At 41.3% G+C, this 25,980-nt stretch carries 20 protein-coding genes; 9 read left to right on the top strand and 11 right to left on the bottom strand.

Features of this window, described 5'->3' with window-relative positions:
* Positions 1 to 20 precede the first annotated feature (20 nt).
* The 8 genes from MTN96_RS06580 (at position 21) to MTN96_RS06545 (ending at position 14,941) form a co-directional block, all read left to right on the top strand.
* On the top strand, positions 21 to 1,148 hold the full coding sequence (locus MTN96_RS06580) for an alkaline phosphatase family protein (protein ID WP_248531057.1): 1,128 nt from the start codon (positions 21 to 23) through the stop codon (positions 1,146 to 1,148).
* Positions 1,145 to 2,206, top strand: coding sequence for an alkaline phosphatase D family protein (locus tag MTN96_RS06575; protein WP_064386492.1), 1,062 nt, complete (start codon positions 1,145 to 1,147; stop codon positions 2,204 to 2,206). The genes MTN96_RS06580 and MTN96_RS06575 overlap by 4 nt, the downstream gene beginning before the upstream one ends.
* Positions 2,207 to 2,366: 160 nt before the next feature.
* On the top strand, positions 2,367 to 5,660 hold the full coding sequence (recC, locus tag MTN96_RS06570) for an exodeoxyribonuclease V subunit gamma (protein WP_248531011.1): 3,294 nt from the start codon (positions 2,367 to 2,369) through the stop codon (positions 5,658 to 5,660).
* Entirely contained in the window at positions 5,647 to 9,210 is a 3,564-nt protein-coding gene (recB, locus tag MTN96_RS06565; protein ID WP_248531009.1) for an exodeoxyribonuclease V subunit beta, read from the top strand. The genes recC and recB overlap by 14 nt, the downstream gene beginning before the upstream one ends.
* Entirely contained in the window at positions 9,207 to 11,165 is a 1,959-nt protein-coding gene (gene recD, locus MTN96_RS06560) for an exodeoxyribonuclease V subunit alpha (RefSeq protein WP_248531008.1), read from the top strand. The genes recB and recD overlap by 4 nt, the downstream gene beginning before the upstream one ends.
* 695 nt (positions 11,166 to 11,860) lie before the next feature.
* Positions 11,861 to 12,259 (top strand): hypothetical protein, encoded by a 399-nt coding sequence (locus tag MTN96_RS06555; RefSeq protein WP_096042570.1) that lies wholly within the window; start codon positions 11,861 to 11,863, stop codon positions 12,257 to 12,259.
* A 466-nt stretch (positions 12,260 to 12,725) separates the two neighbouring features.
* On the top strand, positions 12,726 to 13,787 hold the full coding sequence (locus MTN96_RS06550) for a hypothetical protein (RefSeq protein WP_248531006.1): 1,062 nt from the start codon (positions 12,726 to 12,728) through the stop codon (positions 13,785 to 13,787).
* An 86-nt stretch (positions 13,788 to 13,873) separates the two neighbouring features.
* Positions 13,874 to 14,941, top strand: coding sequence for a hypothetical protein (locus tag MTN96_RS06545; RefSeq protein WP_248531005.1), 1,068 nt, complete (start codon positions 13,874 to 13,876; stop codon positions 14,939 to 14,941).
* Between the two features lie 64 nt (positions 14,942 to 15,005).
* Here the strand turns inward: MTN96_RS06545 and ttcA are convergent, their stop codons facing one another.
* From ttcA to ccoN, 11 genes are all read right to left on the bottom strand, one after another.
* On the bottom strand, positions 15,006 to 15,923 hold the full coding sequence (gene ttcA, locus MTN96_RS06540; protein ID WP_096739781.1) for a tRNA 2-thiocytidine(32) synthetase TtcA: 918 nt from the start codon (positions 15,921 to 15,923) through the stop codon (positions 15,006 to 15,008).
* 103 nt (positions 15,924 to 16,026) lie between these two features.
* Positions 16,027 to 16,953 carry a universal stress protein UspE gene (gene uspE, locus MTN96_RS06535; RefSeq protein WP_024032584.1) on the bottom strand — a complete coding sequence of 309 codons (927 nt, stop codon included), beginning with the start codon at positions 16,951 to 16,953 and terminating at the stop codon, positions 16,027 to 16,029.
* A 106-nt stretch (positions 16,954 to 17,059) separates the two neighbouring features.
* On the bottom strand, positions 17,060 to 17,797 hold the full coding sequence (locus MTN96_RS06530) for an FNR family transcription factor (protein WP_248531003.1): 738 nt from the start codon (positions 17,795 to 17,797) through the stop codon (positions 17,060 to 17,062).
* A gap of 68 nt (positions 17,798 to 17,865) precedes the next feature.
* The gene (locus MTN96_RS06525) at positions 17,866 to 18,537 is read right to left on the bottom strand and encodes a sulfite exporter TauE/SafE family protein (protein WP_248531002.1); all 672 of its coding nucleotides are present in this window, start codon (positions 18,535 to 18,537) and stop codon (positions 17,866 to 17,868) included.
* Complete coding sequence (ccoS, locus tag MTN96_RS06520) at positions 18,530 to 18,697, bottom strand: cbb3-type cytochrome oxidase assembly protein CcoS (RefSeq protein WP_002963071.1); 168 nt, start codon at positions 18,695 to 18,697, stop codon at positions 18,530 to 18,532. Before ccoS ends, MTN96_RS06525 begins: the two co-directional genes overlap by 8 nt.
* The gene (locus MTN96_RS06515; RefSeq protein ID WP_248531000.1) at positions 18,694 to 21,069 is read right to left on the bottom strand and encodes a heavy metal translocating P-type ATPase; all 2,376 of its coding nucleotides are present in this window, start codon (positions 21,067 to 21,069) and stop codon (positions 18,694 to 18,696) included. The genes ccoS and MTN96_RS06515 overlap by 4 nt, the downstream gene beginning before the upstream one ends.
* Before the next feature lie 8 nt (positions 21,070 to 21,077).
* The gene (locus MTN96_RS06510; protein WP_004588822.1) at positions 21,078 to 21,569 is read right to left on the bottom strand and encodes a FixH family protein; all 492 of its coding nucleotides are present in this window, start codon (positions 21,567 to 21,569) and stop codon (positions 21,078 to 21,080) included.
* 141 nt (positions 21,570 to 21,710) lie between these two features.
* Positions 21,711 to 22,745, bottom strand: a complete 1,035-nt coding sequence (ccoP, locus tag MTN96_RS06505; RefSeq protein ID WP_248530998.1) for a cytochrome-c oxidase, cbb3-type subunit III — start codon at positions 22,743 to 22,745, stop codon at positions 21,711 to 21,713.
* On the bottom strand, positions 22,742 to 22,927 hold the full coding sequence (locus MTN96_RS06500) for a CcoQ/FixQ family Cbb3-type cytochrome c oxidase assembly chaperone (protein WP_004588824.1): 186 nt from the start codon (positions 22,925 to 22,927) through the stop codon (positions 22,742 to 22,744). Before MTN96_RS06500 ends, ccoP begins: the two co-directional genes overlap by 4 nt.
* A 5-nt stretch (positions 22,928 to 22,932) precedes the next feature.
* On the bottom strand, positions 22,933 to 23,607 hold the full coding sequence (gene ccoO, locus MTN96_RS06495) for a cytochrome-c oxidase, cbb3-type subunit II (protein WP_004588825.1): 675 nt from the start codon (positions 23,605 to 23,607) through the stop codon (positions 22,933 to 22,935).
* Between the two features lie 12 nt (positions 23,608 to 23,619).
* Positions 23,620 to 25,053, bottom strand: coding sequence for a cytochrome-c oxidase, cbb3-type subunit I (ccoN, locus tag MTN96_RS06490; protein WP_004588826.1), 1,434 nt, complete (start codon positions 25,051 to 25,053; stop codon positions 23,620 to 23,622).
* Positions 25,054 to 25,392: 339 nt separating this feature from the next.
* Between ccoN and MTN96_RS06485 the strand changes: the two genes are divergently transcribed.
* Positions 25,393 to 25,818 (top strand): hypothetical protein, encoded by a 426-nt coding sequence (locus MTN96_RS06485; protein WP_054982344.1) that lies wholly within the window; start codon positions 25,393 to 25,395, stop codon positions 25,816 to 25,818.
* The last annotated feature ends 162 nt before the right edge of the window (positions 25,819 to 25,980 follow it).

Raw genomic sequence — 25,980 nt, 5'->3', positions numbered from 1 at the left:
GTTAAAGGTACACAGTAATGATGAACTCAATTATAAAAGCCACGGTATTTAGCATCATTGTATTAATCAGCAATACCGCAAGCGCAGCGCAAAATGTAGTGCTAGTGACCCTTGATGGTGTGCGCTGGCAAGAGGTGTTTAGCGGCGCAGATAAAAACCTCATTAATAATGCCGATTTTGTTAAAAACCCAACGCAATTAAATAAGCAATTTTGGGCGCCTACCGCCAATGAGCGCCAGCAATTACTCATGCCATTTTTAACTCAGCATGTGGCTAAAAAGGGCGTAATTGTAGGTGATAGAGCAAAGGGCTCTAATATGTCGGTGAGCAACCCTTGGTATTTTTCATACCCTGGGTATAACGAAATTCTCACCGGCGAAGTAGATGAAAAAATTAATAGCAACAATAAAGTATTAAACGCGAATAAAACCATTTTAGAGCGCCTAGATGAGCGTGCAGACTTTAAAGGTAAAACCGCTTTGTTTGGGAGCTGGGATGTATTTCCTTACATTGTGAATACTCAGCGTAGTAACGTGTATGTGAATGCGGGTTTTATGCCCATAGAAAACGATTTATTTGCCGATGCTAAGCTTTTAAACGCGTTGCAAAATGAAATTCCAAGCCCATGGGAAAACGTACGCTTAGACAGTTTTACTTACCGATTTGCTAAAGCGTATATGCTGGCAAAAACGCCGCGCTTATTAGTTATTAGCTTAGGTGAAACCGATGACTTTGCGCACGATGGCCATTACGACCAGTATTTAAAATCTGCAAGGCAAAGCGATGCGTTTTTAAAAGACTTATGGAACACAATTCAAACTACACCGGGCTATAAAAACAATACAACGCTTATTGTTACCACCGACCACGGCCGCGGGGGCAGTGCAAGTGACTGGCAACATCATAGCTCTAAACGTGCGTTGGCTGAGCTGCATTTAGCAGGTAATAAATTTCCTGAGGGCATTGTCGGCTCTGAGCATATTTGGCTTGCTGCCATTGGCCCTGCAATAAAAGGGCACGGCTTAATTAAAACACAAAATGAGCTTAAACAAGCACAGGTTGCAGCCACTGTTTTAAGCGCATTGGGTATAAACCCTAAACACCTAAATTCAAACATGGCATCGCCAATAAGTGAGATTTTAAAATGAAGCAGTTAGTAAAACCTATTACACACGCCGTATTAGCATTAGGGTTAGCGTTTAGCGCAAATACTATGGCAGCCCCTTCAAAAATTTTATTTGGCTCGTGTGGGCATCAAGATAAAGACATCCCAATATTTGACACCATAAATAAAGAGCAGGGCGATTTATTTATATTTTTAGGTGACAATATTTACGGCGACACCAACGATATGACGGTACTTGCCAATAAATACCAAAAATTAGGTGCAAAACCAGGCTTTAAAACACTAAAAGCGAATACGCCAATCATTGCGATGTGGGACGATCACGACTTTGGTCAAAACGATATTGGTAAAGACTACCCACATAAAGAGCAGTCTCGCCAAATTATGCTCGATTTTTGGGGTGAGCCTAAAAGCTCACCCAGACGCACCCGCACGGATGGCATTTACACGTCGTATATGTATGGTGAGGATGAGCAAACCGTACACGTAATAATGCCCGATTTACGCTGGAACCGTGATGCACTTAACCACGTAAGCGAGCTTGAATATTACACTAAGCGTAAGCTTAATAACCAAGGCCCGTATAGCCCAACAGAGGTGAAAGGCGCGTCTATGCTAGGTGAGGCGCAGTGGCAATGGCTTGAGCAAGAGCTTAAAAAGCCTGCGGCTATAAAGCTAATTGCCTCAAGCTTGCAGTTATTACCCGATTTTACAGGGTGGGAGTCGTGGGCTAATTTCCCAGAGGATCGTAACCGTTTATTTGCGTTAATTAAAAAGCATCAAGTGAATGGGGTTATTATCATCAGTGGCGATACGCACTGGGGCGAAATATCAAAGTATCAACAAAACCTTGATTACCCTTTAATAGAAATGACCAGCTCAGGCCTCACTGAAAAGTGGAAAGACGTAAGCCCAAATAAACACCGTGTAGGTGATTACACCCACAATGTTAATTACGGCGATTTAAGCATAGATTGGCAACAAGCAGATCCGGCCATCTCACTTAAGCTTAAAGGGATAGATGGTAAAGTGATTATGCAAAGCGCATTTAGCTTATCAAGCATTAGCCCTTATAAATAAAATGGCCTGAGCAATAAAACGCACAGTGATTAAAATTAACGCTGTGCGTTTAAACTCCCTGCTAACCCGCTGATTTATTAGTGCCAATTTGCTGATTGCGCTACCCCTATAAATGAAAATATCTTAAACTGGTTTTACTTCAAGTAAGGACTCCAGTTGTATGCTCAATATTATTCAATCAAACCGTATGGAAGCGCTGCAGGCTCAGTTTAATCAGCTATTAAAAGTAAACCCATTGCAAAGCCCATTCGATAAAGAAGTGGTATTAGTGCAGTCGCCGGGTATGTCGCAGTGGCTTAAAATTGGTTTAAGCGAAAACCTAGGGTTAGCCGCGCAGGTCGATTTTCCGCTGCCATCGAGCTTTATATGGCAGTTGTATCAGCAGTTACTGCCCAATGTACCTAAAGAGTCGGCATTTAATAAGCCTAACCTTGCTTGGAAATTATTTGCAATACTGCCCAGCTGTATTGATGAACCGCTTTATTTGCCCTTAAAAACCTATTTAGAGGGCGACCTAGACGGGCAAAAAACCTTTGCCCTGTGTGAAAAAATTGCCGATGTGTACGACCAATATTTAATGTACCGCCCGCATTGGATTGCCACTTGGGATAGCGGCAAAGACGAACTTGACGATGTTGATGTAAGCATTGCTCCGTGGCAAAGCGATTTATGGCGAAAGCTGGTGGCGCACAGTAAAGCGCTTGGGCAAAGCCAATTCCATCGTGCCAATATGCAAGGGCAGCTACTCGCCGCCCTTGAGAATATGGATAATAGCTTACTACCTAAGCGCATTAGTTTATTTGGTATATCGGCGATTGCGAGCTCGCAGCTTGAGGTGTTTGAAGCGCTGAGCAAAAAAACAGAGGTGTTTTTATTCTTTTTTAATCCTAGCGAGCATTATTGGGGCGATGTGGTTGATGAAAAAACAGCAGCCAAAATAAATGCCAAATACGCCAAAATGCCGCTTTTAGAAGCGCAGCAAAAAAAACAAACTAACCCTGATGAAGAATACTACTTTATAGGTAATCCGCTTTTATCGTCATGGGGAAAACTAGGGCGCGATTATTTTGAGCAACTCGTACAACTTGATGCGCGTTGGATTGATGGCTTTATAGATGCGTTTGACGATAGCCTACTGGGTCAAATTCAAAGCGAGATTTACCAACTGGCATTTAAAGGTGAGTCACTTACCGATAACAAGCAGTGGTTTATAAATGATGAGGGCAAATTGCCCATTAGCGACAGCGACACCAGCATTACTTTAAGCGATTGCCACACACCGCTTAGAGAAGTTGAGCGCTTACACGACTATTTGCTTACTTTGTTTAATCAAAACCCGTCGCTCACTCCTAAAGACATTATTGTAATGATGCCTGATGTAGGTACGTACAGCCCGTATATTGAAGCGGTATTTGGCGGCGCGCAAAACACCAGTCGCTTTATTCCTTATGCATTGGCCGATTTAGCCATAGAGCAAGAAAAACCGGTGCTGAGCTCGTTTGCCAGCTTAGCCAATTTGCCGTTTTCGCGTTTTGGTGTTTCGGATATTCTTGATTTATTGCAAGTAACACAAATTGCCGAAAAATTTGCGCTAGAGGCGCACGAGTACGAACAAATTCAATATTGGCTTGAGCGTGTAGGGGTTAAATGGGGTATAAATGCTGAGCACAAAAGCAGCTTTGACTTACCCGCAATAGATTTAAATACCTGGCAGCATGGTTTAAACCGTTTACTGCTAGGCATAGCCCAGCGCGATGAGCAATGCCCGTTTAACGGCATTTATAGTGCCGATGAAGTAGAGGGCATGGCGCTTGATACCCTTAATAAATTGGTGCATTTTATTGATGTACTGCAGCGCTTTAAAGATGAGCTAACCCCTGATGATACCCTTAGCAATAAAGCGGATATTTTATCTGAGCTAATAAATGCTATTTATTTCAATGAAGGCGAAGACAGCTGGGATTTACTGGTACTGCAAAATGTTTTAGAGGAGCTTAAAAAGCACCACGATAATGGTGATTACGATAAACATGTATCGCAACGAATTGTAAGCTACCTGATAAAACAAGGCATTCAAGAAAAAGGGGTAGGGCAGCGCTTTTTAGTGGGGCAAGTTAACTTTTGTACACTAATGCCTATGCGCGCCGTGCCGTTTAAAGTGGTGTGTATGCTTGGCTTAAACGATGCCGATTACCCACGTACGGTGCAGCCAATAGGGTTTGACTTAGTGCCGTATTCTAAAAAACAAAAAGGTGACCGTTCACGTAAATTAGATGATCGTTACTTATTTTTAGAAGCCCTCCTGAGTGCCCGCGAAAATTTATACATAAGTTACATTGGCCGCTCGTGTTTTGACAATCAACCGCGTATGCCATCGACCTTAGTAAGCGAGCTTTTAGAGTACATAGGCCGCAGCTTTACGTTAGCAAATGAAAGCGAAAAAACGCTGCCTGAGTGTTTAATTAATCAACAGCACTTACAGCCTTTTAATCGTGCGTATTACACAGCAGCTGATGAAAAACTGAGTAATCACAGTTTTAATCCTATTTGGCTGCCAAGCGAGCGCATAGACGCGCAGCCGCTAACAGCCATTGATGTAACAGCGCCCGCGCAATTAGAGCTTGATGTATTTATTCGCAGTGTGTGCAACGCCCAAGAGAGCTTTTACCAGCAAACATTAGGTTTACGCCTTCCTGAATTTAACGAAGTAGCAAAAGATGAAGAGCCTTTTAGCCTAGATGCGCTGCGCCGCTACTTTTATTTAGACGAAATACTGCAAGCTAACATTAATGAGCAACCTTTAAGTACAGAGCAAATATTGCAACGGGGGGAGCTGCCACAAGCCAATGTGGGCAATTTAGTGTATGAGAGCATGGCGCACCGAGTAGATGCACTAGCCGGGCAAGTAAAAGAGCATATTAAAAGCGGCAAAACCGACCCGCTTGAGGTGTCTTTACGCATAGAGAACACCACCATTGAGGGCTGGCTTAATCATATTTACCTTCAAAAACAAGTGTTTTACCGAAGTGCCAGTATAAAGGCCAAAGATTTAATTAAGGGCTTTATATATCACCTTGTTGCACAAAGTATGGAGCAAAATGTTGAAACCCTTTTACTGGGGCTCGATAAGCAAATTAGCTTTGCACCGCTGAGTAAAAATGAGGCTGATGCCTTGCTCAGTGATTGGTTTTCGTTATACCAAGCCTTGCGCAAAGAGCCTGTGGCATTTTATCCGGTAAGTGGCTATGAATACGTTAAAAGTGGTGGCGATATTGGCAAAGCCATTAGCAAGTTTAACCCACAATACATAGGGCGCGGCGAGGGCGAAAACCCGTATATTCGTTTAACGGTGCAATCGCTCAATGACTGCCAAGAAGAATTTATTAAGTGGAGCGAAAAATTACTCTCCCCATTACATGCACATGCAAAGGAGAGTGACCATGCAAGCGCTTAACCCGCTAACAATGCCGTTAAAAGGGCAAAGTTTAATAGAAGCCAGTGCGGGTACAGGTAAAACCTACACCATTACAGGGCTTTATTTACGTTATTTATTAGGCTTGCAAATACCAGGGGAGATAAACACCCCGTTAAGCGTTGAGCAAATACTTGTGGTGACATTTACCGATGCTGCAACGCAAGAAATAAAAGACCGCGTACGCAGCCGTATTATTGCTGCGCGCGATGCATTACTTGGCCAAAACCCAAATGATGAATTAATAGAAGGCGTAATAGCCGCAGTAGATGATAAACACCGTGCCTTTGATTTACTCGATGCCGCCGCTAAATCTATGGACGAAGCCGCTATATTTACCATTCATGGTTTTTGCCAACGCATGTTAAAGCAGCATGCGTTTGAATCGGGCGTTGCTTTTAATCTTGAATTTATTTTAGATGAGCGCGACATACTGCTCGACACAATTAAGGATTTTTGGCGCGCCTTTGTATACCCACTTAATAAAGAACGCACTGATGCTATTTTAGAGGTGTTTGCAGCCCCTGAATCGCTATTTAGCCAAGTTAGTAGTGTGCTAAATAAAGCCAATGCGAACATAGTGCCGCAAATAAACTTAGATGACGTATTTAAAGCTCGCGATGAGTACATTGCTAAAGTACCCGCTTTTAAAAAAGCAGTGCTGGAGCAAGAGTTTATAGCTGCAATAAAGGGCTCGGGTTTAAGTGGCTCTAAAACACCCGGGCGAAAAGGCAGTTTAACGGCCCTTGAAGCATTTTGTTTAGGTGATGAGTTATTTTTTGAATTTGGCACCAATAAATACTCGTTTGAGGTGTGGAGCAGCGAAAACTTAAGTGATGCCAGTAATTATAAAAAAAATCAGCCATTATTTAGCCACCCTCTGCTTAGCCTGTTTGATGAGCTTAGCGCACTTAATACTAAAATTAATCAGGGCCTTAAAATTGCCGTTGTACAAACCGCAGCTCGGTGGGTTAAACAGGCAATTGTAAAACGCAAGCAAGAGCAAAGTGTGATCACCCCAGATGATTTACTGACTAATTTACACAGTGCTTTAAATGCCGAGCAGGGCGAGGCTTTATCGCAAAAAATAGCGCAGCTATTTCCTGTTGCCATGATTGATGAGTTTCAAGATACCGATCCGATTCAGTACGGAATTTTTAGCAAAATATACGGCCAAGAAAAAACGACGCTTGCCATGATAGGCGACCCAAAACAGGCTATTTATGGCTTTAGGGGCGCAGATATTTTTACCTATATTGGCGCAAAAGAGTCGGTAGAGCCTGAGCAGCAATTTACTTTAGGTACTAATTTTCGCTCAAGCACCGATATAGTAAGCAGTGTAAACAGTTTGTTTTCTAAACATGCTAATAGCTTTATTTATAACGATGCCATACCGTTTAACGCAGTAACAGCAAAAGGCAAAAAAGCCGATGAAACATTTACAATAGATGGCAAACCTGCCACCGCGTTTGAATTTAATGTATTTGTAGATGAAGCTGCAGATGAAAAAAACAAACCCACCAGCAAAGGCGTTGGGCAAGGGCATTTGGCCAGTTATTTTGCCAATAAAATAGTGACATTGCTTGAGCAAGCCGAGCAAGGGCGAGCGTGCATTGGTAACCATAAGGTGACCGCTGCCGATATTTGTATATTGGTGCGCGACCGTGTAGAAGCGCAAATAATGAAAAAAGCACTGAGCAATGCCAATATTGCTAGCGTGTATTTATCGCGCGACAGTGTTTTTAGCCAAGAGCTTAGCCACCATTTACTTAATTTTTTAACGGCATTGCATGGGCAATACAACGAGTCGTTACTGCGCGGCGTATTAGCTGGGCCGTTATTTTGTTTAAGCTACAACGAAATTTACGCCCTTGCTGATGATGAAAATAAATGGCAAGAGCACTTAAACTTTTTTGCTCAACTTAGCCATATTTGGAACAAGCAAGGCGCAATGGCGATGCTTGAACGTTTGTTAAGCCATAATCAGCTGAGCGCTAAGTGGCAAGGCCTTGGCTATAACGTTGAGCGCTGGTTAACCGACTTTAGACACTTAGGTGAAATACTGCAGCAAAAGCAAATAGAGCTAGAAGGCACTTTGCGCTTGCTACGTTGGTATGCACAAAAAGTAAGCCAGCAAGATGGCGAAACCGTGCAAGTACGCCTAGAGAGTGACGCCAACTTAGTTAAAATTGTGACTATGCATGCCTCAAAAGGGCTCGAGTATCCGCTGGTATTTATGCCTTTCGCCAGTGGCTATCGCGAAACAAAAGAAGCGCTTTATCACCAAAACGGCCAGCTAGTTTACGATTTAAGTAAAAACGAAGACGCCTTAGCACAAGCCGAGCAAGAACGCCTAGCTGAAGACTTACGCTTACTTTATGTTGCCCTTACCCGCGCGGTACATTTTTGTGCACTTGGGGTGTATAACATAGGGCAAGGGCAAAGTAGCCGTTTGGCTATACAAAGTAGTGCATTAGGGCATGTGTTATTTGCAGGGCTTGAGCTTACAAGTAGCCAAACGTGGCGCACCCACTTAAGTGAATTTTGCGACGCTCACACCGAAATGCACTATCAGCAATTTACGGCTGAGCAATTGGCCGAACAAGGCCAATTAACACTTAATAGCGCAGTGCAGCAAAGCCAAGCGTTAAGAGTTAATACGGTTACAGCTAACATAGAGCGAGATTGGCGAGCAACCAGCTTTAGTGCGCTGAGCTTTAAAAAGCACACCGATCATATTGAGCCTGGGCGCAGCGATGAAGATCATGAAAAAGATGAATTTGCTAACAGCCAAGATGAAATACCATCGCCTTACAGTTTCCCCAAGGGGGCGAAGCCTGGAAGCTGTTTGCATGAAATATTTGAGCAAATAGACTTTACCAGTGCGCAAGTACACCCTACAAATCCAGAGCAAAATTTAGCAGAGGTAGTTAAACATGCACTGGATAAATACCATATTAGCGAAAGCTGGCAACACGTGACCGAGCAATGGGTGCTTGATTCGTTAACCTGCCCTTTAAACAATGAGGGGTTAAGCTTAAGTCAATTAGCCCCGACAGATTGCCTAGTCGAAATGGAATTTAACTTACCTTTAGATAGTTTAAGCGCGCCTAAATTAAACGAAATACTGGTTAAGCATTTTGGTTTTACCCAAAGCAAACTCGAGTTTTCTCATGTAAAAGGCCTGTTAAAGGGATTTATAGATTTAATTTTTTGCTATCAAGGGAAGTATTATATTTTAGATTATAAGTCTAATTACTTAGGTAATACGCCCGCTGACTATGAAAGCGACCTGCTAGAGCAAGCCATGAATAGCCATCAGTATCATTTACAGTATTTAATTTATAGCGTTGCGCTGCACCGATTACTCAAACAACGCATTAGTGATTATGCAATAGAAACCCATTTAGGCGGGGTTTATTATACGTTTTTACGCGCCATGCCGGCGGGCAAAGGAGTGTATTTTAATAAGCTTAGCGCAGAGCAAATCACACTATTAGATGGCTTATTTAGCCAAGGAGCCATGTTATGAGTGACTACCCTATGCAGCAAAGCCTGTTTGATGAGCCGCCAGCACCTGCCCAACCGTTAAATACGGTGGAGCTGCTTGACTACTTATTAGATGAAAAACGCATAAGAATGGTAGATGTAAAGCTTGCCTTAATGCTGTGTGATAACCAGCAAAACGACGTGTTTTATATAGTGTTATTGCTGTGTTTAGCACAGCAAAGCCAGCATAGCTGTTTAACATTAAAAGAAGTCGACTGGCAAAACCCGTTTAATTTACGCCAAAGCGACTTTACTAAAACCGAGGGCAATGTACCAAATATTACATCGCCTTTTAACGAAGCCTTTAACTACCTCGATGCGCTTAGCTGTTTAAGTGCCCATAACAGTGTGGGCGAGGCCAAACCCTTACAGTTATTTAACGAACGGCTTTATTTTGCGCGCCTAGCTGATTATGAGCACACCTTAGCTACACGTTTACTTGCGATGAGTGAGCGCCATTTAAATATAAATACACAGTTACTCAGCCAGTTGTTAAATGACTACTTTGTTGATAATTCAGCGCTTGCGATTGATTGGCAAAAAGTAGCTTGTGCTATCGCCGCAACAAAAGGCTTTAGCGTTATTACGGGCGGGCCAGGGACCGGTAAAACCACCACCGTGACTAAGCTATTAGCTATTTTACAGTCGCTTTATAAAAGCGCACCTTTAAGCATTAAACTGGTGGCGCCTACAGGTAAAGCCGCAGCCCGTTTAAGTGAATCAATTTTAGGGGCAAAAGAGCAACTTAAAAATATTCCTGAGGATATAAAGGCCTTAATTCCCGATAGCGCGCAAACTATTCACCGGCTTTTAGGGGTTAAACCCTTTACTAATAAATTTAAGCATAACAGCACCAATCCGCTGCATTTAGATGTACTTATTATTGATGAAGCCAGCATGGTTGATTTATCGCTCATGGCTAAATTAATAGAAGCACTGCCTGCGCATGCGCGTTTAATATTGCTTGGCGATAAAGACCAACTTGCCTCGGTAGATACCGGCAGTGTAATGAGTGATTTATGCCAAGGGTTAGCATTGGGTGAAACGCCTAATTACTCGCAAGCACGATGTGATGAGCTCAATGCTTTATGTTTTAAAGGAGAGGCTAAATTAGCGGCGCCTGGGCATAGCGAATTTAAACTAGCCGATTGCATTGCGTTTTTACAACACAGCTACCGGTTTGATACACAAAGTGGCATTGGCCAGCTTGCGCTGGCGGTTAATACTAACCATAACGGTATTTTAAAATACGTAGAGCAGCAAAGTACCCAAGGGAAATTTAACGATGTTATTTTAGATTATGACTTTGTTGCAAAACCCATAGAAAAATTAATAAACAGTGCTGCTAAGCACTACGCTCATTATTTAAATTTAATCGCCCAAGGGGCAAGTGTTGCAGATGTTCACGCGGCGTTTTCTCAATATCAACTATTAGCGGCCGTGCGTGAGGGGGATTACGGCGTAAATAGCTTAAACAGCCGCATTGAGCGCGCACTTGTGCAACAAGGGTTAATATCGGTAAGCCCAAATCAGCGCCATTACAGTGGTATGCCCATTATGGTGAGCCAAAACGATTATCAACTTAAGTTGTTTAATGGTGATATTGGTATCTTAATGCCCGATGAAAGCGGGCAGTTAAAAGCGTTATTTATTGATGAGCAAAACACGGTACGGGCGTTTTCACCCGCGCGCCTGCCTGCTCACGATAAAGTGTATGTAATGACCATACATAAATCGCAGGGCTCGGAGTTTAGTTATACAGCTATGGTTTTACCGCCGCTTAAACACGCCAGTATGGGCGTAAATAGGCAGCTGGTGTACACAGGCATAACACGTGCTAAAAACACCTTTGAGCTGGTGGCCGATAAAAAAGTACTGCAATTGGCCATGAGCAAAAGCGTATCAAGAGCCTCAGGATTGTATGAAAGACTAAAGTAGTTAACCTACTTTACTGATGATTATTTATTCTAATTACCTTTTATAATGTGGGTTAATGCTTTAAAAAATGTAGTAGTAAATTTAATGTTTCTCGGAATCAGAAAAATAGCGACTTCTGTACTTTAATCTTCATAACAGTTTGATGGGCTTAAAATCATTCAAAAATACTGTAGTAATGATTGGTTTGGTTATAAGCGAAGCTACTAACGAATTATAATTAACTTAGAAAAAAGGGGTTACGATAAATTATAACTTTGGTGATTTTTAAAAGCGAAATATGAGTTGCATCTAATAAGCTGTATAGGGAAACATCTACGGCAATATGTATAACTAACCCGCAGCACTCATTGGAGGCATCTCTAGCTGTGTAAAACTCTTATTTAGAACAAATTTTTGTCTGACTATTAACGCAATCACCCTAGCCCAGCATAGCTTACTTAATTAGCAAGTTAGTATAAGTTTATACTGAACTTACTCTTTTTATAAAGCCGGTTTATTTATAAAATTTTTAAGAAAAGTTAGTTTTATACTGCTGTAAGTTTAAAGCAGAGAGAAAATTATTTTATTAATGGCTCTCAAGGTTGTTTATTGTTATGTTTATATATAATAAATAATAAGAAAAGACTCTATTGAAAGTTAATATTCATTAGGGTATATTTTTCGCTCATTTAATTTATATGGAAATTTATTCAGTTATGCTAAAAAAAATTATTATCAGTGTTTTACCCGTACTTGCTCTAGCTGGTTGTGGGTCAACACCGCCGATTCAAGCACAAGAAAAAACTATTGCATATCAAGGACAAACTTATGTGTTTGGTGGTCAGTATGATGAGAATCGCAACGAATTACAACTTACTGTAAATGGAGATCCTTTATTGAAAGGGCGCTTTCCCCCATATACTCCTACACTAAACTTAGCAAGTGACTATCAAGATGTACATATTTCTAGTTATTGTTACTTTGGCTCAGTTTTGAGTAGCAAAGGAGGGGTTTTTGGTGCAGTGGCTGGTGCAATTCAGTCATCAAACTCAAAGTCTGGCGATAAGTGTGATATTAAAATCGGTGGTGAAACAATAGAAAGCCTATATTTTTAGTTCAGCTTAAGAATTATCATCTTAGATCAAGTGTTCTGCTTGATCTATCAACTTAGCACTTCCACTTCGATATTTCCTTCAAAATACAATTTAGATAGCTTTTATTAATGTAAGCTTCTCTTAAAAGAGTAGATTTATTAGTGACTTAGATTACTAGTAAATATTAGTCATTTTAAAAAAGAAAAATATATTTAAGTATACATTAATTCATTCACCAAAGTGTTAAAAATAGATGGTAATTCTATTATTATAGAATCGTTACAGTCCTAAATATTGCAATTATTTAAATTTAAGTAATTGAATATACGGTCAATATAGATTTAGTAGAATTTAAATGATAATAAATTGTTGCATTTTTGAGCGTTGTTCCTAATACTGGTCAATGCGTGTGCGCCTGCACATGTGTAAATGAATACCTTAAGTACATAGGCATAAAAATAAAACACTGAACACATTAAGGATTTATATGAACAACTCTAAACGAACACACACACTTAAATATCTACTTTTTGCCAGCGCTGCGTTTTTAATGAGCTTTTCTGCACTGAGTAAAGATCACAAAATTATACTGATCCACGGCTTGCAGGTATCGCAAATAACCAATAAGTCGGGCAGCGATGTAATACACGACGGTGAAACCTATTGGCAAACCTATTGGAATAACCGTGCTGATGAACGTATTGATTGGCCTGCCTATGAGCGCATTGAAGGTAAAATTGCGACCGATTGGGTATGGCCTAAATTAAAGCAAATATCGCGTTCTAACTTATGTGCTGATGGCTGTGTGTTAGTGACGCATTCAACAGGCGATTTAGTTGCTCGCCATATTATTGATAACCAAGCTAATTGGCTTGAAAATGCAGGCCTGACACCACTTAATATTGTGGCGACCTTTGATTTAGCGGGAGCAGGGGGCGGCAGCGAGCTTGCCGATATTGCTGTAAGTGCTTTAACTGGCGCAGCATGGAACTTTGCAGTGGATGCTGCACTCAAATGGTGGTTAGGCAGCGATGTAACAGAAGCGGTGGGCGTATTACACGATTTAAAAGTAAATAACGCACGCAAAATTTCGCCGTTTCCAGATGCGCGTACGCCGCGTTTACGTTTTGTAGCCGATGGTAATGAGTACCTAGGTTTAACGGGCGGGTTTTTAAAAGGTAATGATGATTCGGTGGTGGCATCGCATTCATCGTGTGGAGCAAGCGCAGCTAAATCGTTTGGTAGTTGTAGTAGCAGTATTGATACTAACGGCCAGTTAAAATCGCAAGGCGATGCCGTTAATAGCTTTATGCCGAACCATTACCCAATGATGATGAGCGACAGCTACAGCCACAACGAGATCCACAATGCGCAGCGCAAAGGGAATGTCACAATTGCCATGAACAATATAAATGTAGATGGTCAAAATGTTGGCTTTAACACATTTGATAAAACAACGGGTACTTGGTTTTGGAAAAAGCACTACCGCTATATTAAGGATTCAAACACGCAAAGTGCCTCGGCACTTATTTATAACGTGATCCCTTAATAAGTACTTAAATTTATAAACGCGTTAGGTATTAAACGCTAGAGCGTGTAGTTATTTGCTGCACGCTTTGAAAGGATTGATGCAACATGAAAAAGTTTTACATTGGTGCCGCTGTAGTCAGTATTGCGATGTTTTTACTGTGGTTTACAAATAAAAATGAAGTTAAAACGCTTGAGCCTCCCGCTGCGCTGGCAATAAAAAACAAGACAGATCCAGCAAGCCCAGATAAAAACACCGTAATAACCATTGATGTGCCAAAACAAAAACAGGTAAAAAGCCCTCCCAAAATACATTATGATCAGCACTTGGCCAGTGCCGCTGAGCATGTGGCAATGCAATACCAAAGCGCACTAAAATACCCGCCTTATTCGCAGCCTTTAAGCGCACTTGATGAAGACCGTTTAAAGCCCAATCAGTTTTACCCAGTTACAAGCCCCATTGACGATGCGGGCAATGCCCTCGTAGTTAGTTTAGATAAATATCGGTTTGTATACCCGCAAGAAATAACCGTTAATATTGCTGCGCAAAACCTAGCAGAGGTAAATGTAGCGCTAAGCAATACCGATACTAAAGCGTCAATCAGTTCAAAAAACACCACAGCACAACAGGGCGAAGCCACAGTGCGCTTTAAAGCCAGTGAAGACTATCCGCGAAATTTACAGCTATTTGTAGAGGCAAATATTGCAGGTAAAAAGGTGCCTGCAGTTGCGCAAATACAGTATATGCCACCCAGTGCGACGCTTATTGATTTTGATAGTGCCTATGCACAAAACGAAAACATGATAGCTACAGCTCATTTAAAAGTGCTTAAAAGTGGCTTATATAGAATTAGAGCTAATTTATACAGTGATACGAGCCCACTTGCACATTTGGTGACTAAAAAGAAACTTTCACAAGGCAGTCAAACGGTGGATTTAAAGGCGCATTGGTCGGTATTACCACAAGGGGTGGTTAACATGCGTTTAAGTGACTTTGTGATAGAGCGCATGTCGCCAAGCCCAGGTGAGCGTAATAGTTTTGGTAGCAGTGAGATTACTGAGTTTGAAATTACAGATTTTGCCTACGATAGTTTGCAACAGTTGCCTTATCAAGCAAACGAGCAAGAGAGAATGAGTTTAGAGTTTTTAAAAGGGTTAGCTGATAAAGGCGCTTAGCAGGATTAATGAGTATAAAAAAAGGGGCGAGTAGCCCCTTAACTGTATTTTTAAAACCGTTAGCTTAGCTTAGGTTAATAGTAACCACATCAGCTTGTTGCTGTTGGTTTTCATCTTCATCGCTGACAGGCGCGTTAGGTATATCTGGTTTATCGAGTGCTATATCGCCGCCATCAATAACGTCGCCGGTTTTTAGGTTTTCAAAGTCAAATAGTTCTGTATCGGCTAAATGCGAAGGCACCACATTTTGCATTGCAGTAAAAATACTCTCAATACGCCCAGGGTGGTCTTTATTCCATTGCGCTAGCATGTTTTTAGTGTGTTTACGTTGCAGGTTTTCTTGTGAGCCACATAAGTTACACGGAATAATAGGGTAGCCTTGGCTAAATGCGTATTTACTTATATCGGCTTCTTTGCAATAAGCGAGCGGACGAATAACCATATGCTCGCCGTTATCGCTCATTAGCTTAGCCGGCATGCTTTTAAGTTTACCGCCGTAAAACATGTTTAAAAAGAGTGTTTCGATCATGTCATCGCGATGATGGCCAAGGGCAATTTTAGTTGCGCCCATTTCTTTGGCTGTACGGTACAAAATACCACGACGTAGGCGTGAGCAAAGCGAACACGTGGTTTTACCCTCAGTAATGATATCGGTAACAATGCTGTAGGTGTCTTCTTCTACAATTTTGTATTCAATATCTTGTTTATCAAGGTACTCAGGTAAAACGTGTTCAGGAAAGCCTGGTTGTTTTTGATCGAGATTAACAACAAATAAATCAAATTTAATGGGCGCCACACGCTTTAAATGTTTAAGCATATCAAGCATGGTGTAACTGTCTTTACCACCCGATAGGCATACCATTATACGGTCGCCTTCTTCTATCATGTTAAAGTCCATGACGGCTTGGCCTGTAAGACGGCGTAAACGCTTTTGTAGCTTATTTAAGTTGTATTGAGCTTTGGCTTGAGCTGAGTGAGACACTACGCCCCCTTATAAAACAATGCGGCAAATTATTTGCTGAAAATAAAGGGGCGTATTATATACCCAAGTACTATGGGTATTAAAGCGCTAGTTAAGGCTTTGTTTAACTTTTGGCAAGCGGGCTTACGTAGCCATCAGGTTTTAATGCCAAGACATCGCAATCAAGGCTATCAATTACGTGCTCGGCAGTGTTGCCAACCAATGCGGCACTGAGCCCCGTGCGCCCTACGGTGCCAATCACCACCAGTTCGCTATTTAAGCGATTTGCTACATCGGGGATCACATCCTCCGGTAGGCCTTCTTCTATAAAGCATTGCTCATTAGTTAAACTAAAAGTTTTAGCAAGCTCGTTGGTGGATTCTATGTGGTGTTTTTTTACAGATTCGTTATAAAGGCCTGGGTTAAATTCTGGTATCTCTATGGCAATATTAATGGGTGTAGCAGGGTAGGCATTAACTAAGTTAAGTTTAGCGTTGGCAAGTTCACATAAAAATTGTGCATCTTTAATAATGCGTTTATTAAGGGCTACATGCTCATCGTTTTCACTAACCGCATTGACCGCGGCTAAAATATTACCTTGCTCAGGCCAGGCCATTTCTTTTACAAATAAAACAGGTGTGGGGCATTTACGTACTAAGTGCCAGTCGGTAGGGGTAAAAATAACCGATTTTAGCGCACCATGCTGATGGGTACTTTTAACAACTAAATCGTATTCTTGTTCAATCACGGTATTAATAATGGCTTCAAAAGGGCGGTTATGCCAGACCACTTGGGTGGTGATATTTACATCTGGGTAGGTAGAAATTATATCCTTAAGCCATAATTCTCTATCGTTTATAACGGCTTTTCGCATTGCTTCGCGCTCTTCAAACGACAACATAGTGGTCATTTCGTAAGAAAAGTCGTAAACAGTCATAAAGGCGGTAATACTGGCGCCTGACTTTTTGGCTAAATCAATCGAGCGAGCTAAACCGTGATGGTCATCCTTAGTGGGATCAATAACGGCTAAAATACGTTTAATAGTGTTCATATGCTACTCCCTTTTTAACTTACTTTCAGTGTAACGTAAATACACAGTAGTTAAAGGGGTAGCACACAAATTGTTGTTCTAAATCAAAGTTACAACACCTATTAGCTTAGCTAGGCTTAATTATTGCTGCCGTTTTGGCGAGTGCGTCGCTGTCTAAAATAGTAATAAATTTACCTTCTACCTTTATTAAGTCCGCTTTTTGAAAACGACTTAATAAGCGGCTGATGGTCTCAACGGTTAGGCCTAAGTAGTTACCTATTTCACCACGAGTCATGGTAAATCTAAACTCTTTACGCGAGAATCCGCGCTCGCCAAAGCGCTCCGAAAGGTTATAAATAAAGCTCGCTAGGCGCTCTTCTGCCGATTTTTTATTAAGAAGTAGCAGCATTTCTTGATCGTAGGTAATTTCGCTACTCATTAAACGCATAATTTGTTGGCGAAGTTTGGGTAATTTACCTGCTAACTCATCGAGTGTATCAAACGGGATTTCGCAGACCATTGACGTTTCTAGTGCTTGCGAAAAGCTCTGATGAGCCATTTTACTAATAGCATCAAAGCCGACTAAATCGCCGGCTAAGTGAAAACCGGTAATTTGCTCATCACCTTGTTCAGACAATGTGTACGATTTAAATGAGCCTGAGCGTACTGCATAAATTGCATTAAGCGCAGCACCGGATTCAAACAAGTAGTCGCCTTTGTGCAGGGGCTTTTTGCGTTCAATGATTTCGTCAAGTTTATCCATTTCTTGGCCATTTAACGAAAACGGCAAACACAATTGGCTGATGCTGCAGTTGTTACAGCTAATTGCACAATTACTTTTAGCGCGACTTTGAGAGAAATCCATAATTTAATCCGTTTTAATTTTTATACACAGCAGTGAAAATAAACCGAGTGGCTTAATGCCGCTGACGATTAATGTACTAGTTTGTCGATGGCAATGATCAACAGGTACATACCATACCAAATTATAATACTGCCTAACACAATTCGCGTCCATGGGTGGTTAATAACACTATTAAGTTTTTGGGCGGCCAGGCCTAAGGTGATCATGGCCGGAAAGGTGCCAAGCGCAAAACAAAGCATCACTAGGGCACCATCAAATGCGCTAGGGCTGGTCATTGCCCATGTTAGCGCTGAATAAACCAAACCACAGGGTAGCCACCCCCACAAAGCGCCGTAACCCAATGCTTTAGCCGTTGAATCTACTGGCATTAAATATTTATTAAGCTTAACTATATGCTGCCAAATAAGTGTTTTGCCTATTTTTTCAAGCCATTGCAGAGTGGGGCCTAAGCGCATTATATACACGCCTACCAGCAGCATAAAAATAGCCGCAATGAATGAAAGGGTTACAGAAAAAAACGTATTTTGCTTTGCAAATTGGCTACTTATACCCGCAACGAGTGCGCCAGCCAGCATGTAGCTACAGGCTCGGCCAAGGTTATAAGCAAGTGAATAAATAACAGATTGGCGTTTGTTACTGGCCAATTGCAATGAGCTGGCAATACCACCGCACATGGCAAGGCAATGCCCGCTACCAATTAAGCCCATTAAAAAGGCGCTGGTGTAAAGTGGGTCAATCATTACTTTTGTTGTGTTGTTCTTTATCATCTTCAAACAAAATACTATGACCTTGTTTGTTTAAATCAGAGAATTGCTCGCTTTTAACGGCCCAAAAAAACACGCCAATGGCAATAATCACAAATAATATGGCAATCGGGATTAAAATATAAATTATGCTCATAACTTTAAAAGCCTTAGTGAATTACTAATCACAATAATTGAGCTGGCAGACATACCAATAACGGCCATCCACGGGGCAACAAGCCCAAGCGCTGCAAGCGGTAAAATAGAAGCATTATACAACAAAGACAGCGTCAGGTTTTGCTTAATGATTCGCCTGGTTTGCTTAGCAACATTGAGTAGGTGCGCAATTGAGGCTAAATCACTGTTTAACAGCACTACATCGGCACTGTTTTTAGAAATATCAGCGCCGGTTTCCATTGCAATGGATAAATGAGCACTGGCAAATACTGGGCTGTCGTTAATGCCATCGCCTACCATGGCAACTACTTCGTTTTGTGATGACCATTGCTCTACGGCGGTTTGTTTATCTTTAGGCGACAGGGCGCTTTGGCTGCTGTTGAGCTTTAATTGTTTTGCTATTTTTTGTCCGGCGTCTGATGCATCGCCTGTGAGCATATGACAGCTTAAGTTTTGTGCTTGTAAGGTACTTATAAGCTCATTGGCACCGGGTTTTACTTTATCTATAAAGTAAAAACGAGCAACTACGCGTTTATTTATAAATAGGCTTGCTTGGGCATTTGTTTTTTTACTGTCAAACCAGCCGCTTTTACCAATAGCGTAATGTTCATCCGCGCTTTGTGCACTAATGCCCATACCTGGGTGTACAGTAATGTTTGTAAGGGCAAGCTCGGTGGTGGCGTATTTATTAAATGCACTGGCTATGGGGTGCTCAGAATAACGCTCTAACTGGGCTGCAATATTAAGCGCTTGCTCTTTAGAGATTGTGTCATCGAGTATATCAATGGCATCTAAGCTAAATTTACCTTGTGTGAGGGTGCCTGTTTTATCAAAGGCAAACAGTGTTAATTGCGAGAGGGTTTCGAGCACATGTGCTTGTTTAATTAACACCCCTTTGCGGGTGAGCGTGGCTACAGCGCATGTTAATGCGGTAGGTATAGCAAGGCTAAGCGCGCAAGGGCAAGTGGCAACCAATACAGAAATAGTGATCCAAAACGCGTGCTCTGGGTCAATTTGGTACCAGCCAATGGCCGTTATAGAGGCAAAAACTAGCAAGCAGGCAATAAACCACTGGGCAACTTTATCGGTAATTTCTACCAGTTTAGGGCGCTTGGTAAGCGCAGTGTGTTGTAAGTGTATAATTTGGTTTAGTAGGGTGTTTTGGCCAATTTTATTTATTTTTATTTCTATTACGCCATCATGATTAACACACCCGGCATACACATTGTGGCCAATAAACTTATTAACGGGCTGATGCTCACCGGTCATCATCGACTCATCAACGCTTGTTTGCCCCTTGATAAGCTCTCCGTCAGCGGGAATAGTTTCGCCAGCTTTTATGAGTACAACATCATTCAGCTTAAGTTTTTTTGCAGCAATAATATGCTCTTGGCCGTTATCATCAAGGGTGCGGGCGGTTAAAGGTAGCAGCTTTTGTAAGTTGGCGGTAAACTCGCTGGCTTTTAATCGGGCCCTAAACTCAAGGTATTTACCTAATAATAATAAAAAGGTAAACATACATACCGATTCAAAATACACTTCGCCTACTTGCATAAATGTGGCATAACAGCTGGCGCTATACGCACCAAAAATAGCCAGCGAAACAGGTAAGTCCATATTTAACTGTTTTGCTTTTAAGCCATTAATAGCATTAGTTAAAAAGGGTAATGCGCTGTATAAAATAACGGGGGAGGCAAGCACTAGGCTTATCCACCTAAAGTATTGCTCAAAGTTATTATCCATACCCGAGAACATGCCAAAGTACATGGCAAAGGCAAACATCATCACTTGCATGGTCATTAGCCCTGCAACACCTAAGCGGCGTATATAGGCTTTTGCTGTTTGTTGCTTTTGTTGGGCTTCGTCATCGGCTTGAAACGGGTAAGCTTTATAGCCAATTTTGGCTAAGGAAGTAATAATTTCGCTCAGCGGGGTTTGGGTTTTATCCCATTGGATCATGGCACGGTTAGTTGAGGTATTAACATCAACGCGCTTTACCGTTTTTAAGCTAAGTAATTGCTTTTCGATAAGCCATGCACACGCGGCGCAGGTAATGCCTTCAACACTTAAAAGTACTTGGGATAAGTTATCGGTTGTGGCTATAAACTCATCTTGTATGTCTTCGTTGTCGTAGCTTTTAATAAACGCGAGTTGCTCAGGGACTAACTGCTCTACTTTACCAGCGCGTACGGTGCGGTATTTGTAATAGTCGGTCATGCCTTGGTCAACAATGTTTTGCGCAACCGCTTGGCAGCCAATACAGCACATAGGCTGTGGCGTGTTATCTATTGTTACGGTTGCGCGAAATCCATTTGGCACACTTTCAAGGCAATGAAAGCAAGAAACGCTCATAGTGGTGGCTACTTATAATTTGGGGTAACTAACAAAGGCTGCTCTGTAGGAAGAGTAATGTTTTCTTTTAACTTCCAACTACCATCCACCGGCTCTATAAATACAGAGTAAGCACCTGGTGTGTAGTTATCTAAAAGGGCAGTAAATTCTTTATTTGCATTAGGGGTAAGCGTTGCTTCAAAGTCATGCGCTTTGATGGTGCGATGATAAAAAGACAGCTTTAAAGCGTGTACGTTACTATAATCGCCTTTGGTAAAGGCAAAACTGGCACGCTCGTTTGTAACATTAAGCTTGCCATGTAAAAACAGTGCTTTGGCTTTTTCAAACTTAGTAAGTTCTAAGTTTATTGCTTTGCCTTTTTTATAGTAATCATCAACCACCATATCTGGGCCGTTGCCCACAGCAGTAATAATTAAGGTTATGCACCCGATAATGGCCGCTAGCGGAAAAAAGATTAAAAACCAAGGCCAAAAATTTTTATACCACGGAGTAGGTTGCATAGTTGCTCTAAAATTAGTTTAGGTAGGGCTATTTTATAGCAAATATTTGTAAAAGACTAAAAAAAAGCCTCCGACTGGAGGCTTTTTTGATCTGGATTAATCTGTTGAAATAAAAAGATTAATTAATAGTTAACTCGGTGTTTATTTATCTTGCGATAAACTGTAAACATAGGCAGTTAACAGGTGAATTTTTTCTTCACCTAAAATGTCTTTCCATGCTGGCATTACACCAGCGCGGCCATGGTTAAGGGTTTCTTCAACAGCGCGTTGAGAGCCACCGTATAACCAAATGTTATCTGTAAGATTTGGTGCACCAAACGGTAGGTTATGTGCAACAGAGCCTTTACCATCTGCACCGTGACACGCGGCGCACATCGCAAACTTAGCGGCACCCGCAGCGGCATCTTTTTGGTTAACAGTACGACCAGACAAGCTAAGTACGTGCGCTGTCATTTCTTTAACGCCTTGCTCACCAAGTGCTGCACTCCAAGAAGGCATTGCGGCTACACGACCATAAAGAAGCGTTTCTTTAATTTTGTCTGGTGAGCCACCGTATAACCAATCTTTGTCAGTTAGGTTAGGGAAGCCAGTTGCACCACGTGCATCTGAACCATGACATTGCGCACAGTTTTGCGAGAATAAACGCTGACCAATTTCAAGTGCTAACTGGCCGTCTGTTTGTTCATGCTTTTCGCCATTTTCAAGGGCTACTTGCTGCGCTGCATCACCTTCAAATTTAGAGTTAACTAAATCTAATACTGGTACTTGTGCAAGCTTGTTAAAAATAGGACCAAAGCGCTCTTGTGCTGCTTCGTATTCTTTATCAAGCTTTACATAGCGGCCTTCTTCTTTTGCTTTAGCCGTGGCTTCTTTAGATTCCGCTAAAGAGGTAATACCTTGGTTAGAGCTTGTCCATTTACCTAAGCCTTCCCAGTTACCTAAACCTGGATAAGCTGCTAAGTAATATACCGACCAAATAAATGTTGCGAAGAACATGTACGTCCACCATTTTGGGAGTGGATTATTTAGTTCGGTAATGCCGTCATATTCATGTCCGCAGTCTTCACCTTCTTTTACGCCAGCATAGTTTTTAAGGTTCCAAACTAATAAGCTAAAAATGATGATTAAGCAGGCTAGGGTTAATACAATAACCCAAATACTCCAAAAGCTAGTCATTTTTCAGACTCCTTTTCCTCGTTAGAGAGTGTGTTGTTATGTTTTTTTTCATCTTCGAAAATGGCATTAGCAGCGTCATCAAAACGATTTTTGCTACGCTTGCTGTATGCCCATACAACAATCACAATAAACAATACTAAAATTACCAGAGTCAAAATGCCTCTGTATGTTCCGTAATCCATAATAATTACTTCAAGTGGGTGCCAAGTTGCTGTAAATACGCGATTAGGGCTTGCATTTCTGTTGCGCCTTCGCCGTTATTCATAGCGTTAACTTTATCAACATCTGCTTGTAGCTCTTCGTCGCTGCCATAACCTAAACCCGGGTGTTTAGGGTTTTCTGGGTTAATAGCAAAAGTATCACGGAAAATTTGTAGTTTTTTCAGAGTCAGGCTGGTATCAACCTTTGTCTCTGCTAACCAAGGAAAACCTGGCATGTTCGACTCAGGAACCACGGCGCGTGGGTCAACTAAGTGTGCATAATGCCAATCGTCCGAGTAACGGTTACCTACACGTGCAAGGTCAGGACCAGTACGTTTAGAACCCCATTGGAAAGGGTGATCCCATACTGATTCGCCCGCTACAGAGTAGTGACCGTAACGCTCAACTTCATCACGAAAAGGACGAATCATTTGTGAGTGACAGTTATAACAACCTTCACGTACATAAATGTCACGACCTTCCATTTCAAGCGCGTTAAGTGGGCGCAAACCTTCTACAGGTTTTGTTGTATCGTCTTGGAACATTAGCGGAGTAATTTCAACTAATGCACCAAAACTAATAGCAAAAACAGTCAGAATAGCCATTAGGCCAACGTTCTTTTCTACTATTTCATGTTTGTTTTGTGAATTTTTATTGCTCATCATCTCACTCCGTTATGCTAATTGTGCTTGCGCGTCTAACTTCAGTGATTCTTTCTCAGCTGAAATTGTACGCAGAACGTTGTAAGCCATAACTAACATACCTGTAACGATGAATACACCGCCTACAAAGCGCATAATATAGAAAGGATGTGATGCTTCTAAAGACTGAACAAAGCTGTACATTAATGTGCCGTCAGAGTTAACTGCGCGCCACATTAGACCTTGCATAACACCTGAGATCCACATTGCAACAATGTAAAGTACAACACCTACTGTGTGTAACCAAAAGTGCGTGTTAACCAATTTAACGCTGTACATACGACCTTGTGCGAATAACGCAGGAATAAGGTGGTAAATAGCACCAATTGAAATCATCGCAACCCAACCTAGTGCACCTGAGTGTACGTGGCCAATAGTCCAATCTGTGTAGTGAGATAATGCATTTACAGATTTAATTGCCATCATTGGGCCTTCAAACGTAGACATACCGTAGAAAGACAATGAAACAACTAAGAAACGCAGTACTGGGTCGGTACGTAGCTTATGCCAAGCGCCAGAAAGCGTCATTATACCGTTAATCATACCACCCCAAGACGGTACAAACAGGATAATAGACATAACCATACCTAAACTTTGCGTCCAATCAGGAAGCGCAGTGTAGTGAAGGTGGTGAGGACCTGCCCAAATGTAAAGTGAAATAAGTGCCCAAAAGTGAACTACCGATAAACGGTAAGAGTAAACTGGGCGACCTGCTTGCTTTGGTACAAAGTAGTACATCATACCTAAGAAACCAGCCGTTAGTAGGAAACCTACAGCGTTGTGACCGTACCACCACTGAACCATAGCATCTACCGCACCTGCGTAGATTGAGTATGATTTAGTTAACGACACAGGCACTGCCATGCTGTTTACAATGTGTAGCACTGCAACAGTAATAATAAAGCCAGCGTAGAACCAGTTAGCAACGTAGATGTGCGATACTTTACGTTTGATCAGCGTACCAAAAAATACCACTGCGTAAACTATCCATACTACCGCGATTAAAATATCGATTGGCCACTCAAGCTCTGCATATTCTTTAGAGCTAGTAATACCCAGTGGTAATGTAATTACGGCTAATACAATAACAAGCTGCCAACCCCAAAAAGAAAAAGCGGCGAGTTTGTCTGAGAAAAGGCGCGTTTGACAAGTACGTTGAACGACGTAATAAGACGTCGCAAAAAGTGCACTGGTACCAAATGCGAAAATTACTGCGTTCGTGTGTAACGGACGTAGTCGAGAGTATGTTAACCATGGTGTATCAAAGTTAAGTGCTGGCCAAGCTAATTGGGCAGCAATCAGAACCCCAATACTCATGCCAACGATGCCCCAAATCACTGTCATAATAGCGAATTGGCGTACAACTTTATAGTTATACTCAGTTTGTGATGCTACTGTTTGGCTCATTTTCTGGCTTCCGCTGCAATAAATGCGTTTAGAAATGAATTACCCACCGTTTAAAGTGGGGCCTACTATTTTCCCCAAGCGTATTACCTAAAACGTTCAAAGCCTGAATGCTTCAGAAAACAAACTCGAGAAACCCTTATTTTTTGCGGGTGAAATGATAAATTTTTTGGCCTAAAAAAGATAGGTCAATTACATAAAATTATGACATCAATCAAAGTTTGTGAGTTTGTTGTTTATTTTTTGATACAGATTGTACCTATATTAACCAAACATCACACTGGCTATTGTTATTTCAAAGCATGCTAATTAAGATTTGTTTTTATTTAGCGCGGATTTGTTATGCATATATATAGATTATCTTTGTTTTTAATGCTGTTTTTTGTATTAACAGGCTGTGACAATGCCAACCAAAAAGATCAAAAAGCACTGTTAAAAACAAATTGCGACACGAATCAGCGCTGTATTTATAATACCGGTGTTAAAGTATGGTTAAGTGATAAAAATATTACCCCCGAAACCCCCTTTAGTATTTACCTTGATTTACCCGCCCACCTAAAAATAGATAACGCTAAGCTTGAAAGTATAACCATGTATATGGGTTTTATTCCGCAAAAGTTCACTAAAGAAGCAACTATTTATAAAAGTGACACTATGGTGGGCATATGCTCTGAGAAAAATATGCTATGGCAACTGGTGCTTAATTTAAGCAATGTTCAAACTGGTGAGCAAATCACTCATTTTTATAATTTTTATGTTACGTATTAAGGTACCTTTTTCCTGCCAATCATTTTTTTAGCTGGCGCATAACAAAAGTCAGCTATTAATAAGCTATTCCTATAATAAGGCATTACTTAGCGGTACGTCTTATATATGGCAATAGCAGGTGTATAAAATTGTATTTAAAGCACTAACACATTTAAACCTCTT

It is taken from the genome of Pseudoalteromonas sp. 2CM28B (assembly GCF_023161935.1).
Note: the sequence above shows the minus strand (reverse complement) of the source record. Positions and strands in the feature narration are given on the sequence as shown.